Origin of the sequence: Vibrio sp. Vb0888 (genome assembly GCF_033338835.1) — a bacterium.
Lineage (GTDB): Bacteria > Pseudomonadota > Gammaproteobacteria > Enterobacterales > Vibrionaceae > Vibrio > Vibrio alginolyticus.
This window is the reverse complement of sequence record NZ_JAWOTL010000234.1, coordinates 1-1,146: the sequence shown is the minus strand read 5'-3', so window position 1 is coordinate 1,146 and position 1,146 is coordinate 1. Positions and strand designations below refer to the sequence as shown.

Annotated in this window: 1 protein-coding gene; it reads right to left on the bottom strand. The window is 49.3% G+C overall.

Going from position 1 to position 1,146, the window contains the following annotated elements:
- Window positions 1-1,065, bottom strand: a 1,065-nt coding sequence (gene pmbA, locus R7P72_RS25270) for a metalloprotease PmbA (protein WP_318110994.1), incomplete at its 3' end; no start/stop codon positions are given.
- Window positions 1,066-1,146 lie beyond the last annotated feature (81 nt).

Below are 1,146 nucleotides of genomic sequence, written 5' to 3'. Positions count from 1 at the left end.
TTGGCCTGTCGACTTCACGTACCAGTTGTGAATACCACCAGCGTGACCGGTTGGATCCATCTTCATCTTGCGAGCGGCATAACTGGTCAGTAAATAGGTCGCCAACACACCATCGGTAATGATTTCACGATCTTGCGTATAAACGCCTTCACTATCGAATGGGCTGGAAGCCAAACCGCGCAATACATGCGGACGCTCTGAAATATTGAACCATTCAGGCAAGACTTGTTTACCCAAATGATCCAGTAAGAAAGAAGATTTGCGGTACAGGTTGCCACCGCTGATCGCCATCACTAGGTGACCAATCAAGCCAGTTGCCACATCTGCCGCAAACATAATTGGGTATTGGCCCGTTTTCAATCGTTGAGCATCCAGTCGGCTTACAGTATTTTCCGCCGCTTTGCGGCCGACGGTTTCTGGCGTCCACAAATCATCACGATGGCGGGCAACGGTATAGCTGTAGTCACGTTCCATTTCGCCATTTTTACCTACGCCAATAACGCAGCAGCTTGTGCTGTGTCGGCTAGACGCGTAGCTTGCTAACAAACCATGGCTGTTTCCGTAGACTTTGACGCCATAGTGGCTATCGTAGCTTGCACCGTCACTTTGCTTGATTGCATCGCTGTAGCTTAGCGCTTCTTTCTCAGCGGCAATCGCCACTTGTGCTGCGTAGTCTGGGTCTGGAGAGTCTGGGTGGAAAAGGTCAAGATCTGGCACCTCTTTCACCATAAATTCTTTCGGCGCTGGGCCTGCGAATGGGTCTTCAGATGTGTAATGAGCGATATCAAGCGCGGCATTCACTGTCTGTTCAATCGCCGCTTCACTCAAATCAGATGTGGAAGCGCTGCCCTTACGTTGGCCTCGGTAAACGGTAATGCCAAGCGCACCATCACTGTTGAACTCGACATTTTCTACATCACCCATTCGAGTGGAAACACTCAAACCTGTGCTTTTAGTAATTGCGACTTCTGCTGCATCCGACTTCGCCGACGCGAGCTCCAATGCTCGTGCCACGGCTTGCTCTAGCTCGGTACGTTGCTCAGCAACCTGCTGTTTAATATCCATTGTCTTTCACATCTTGTATTCAATACGCAATAGAATAACAAGAATTTCGCTTTCTCCCCACGATTCTTGTTAAAATAGTCA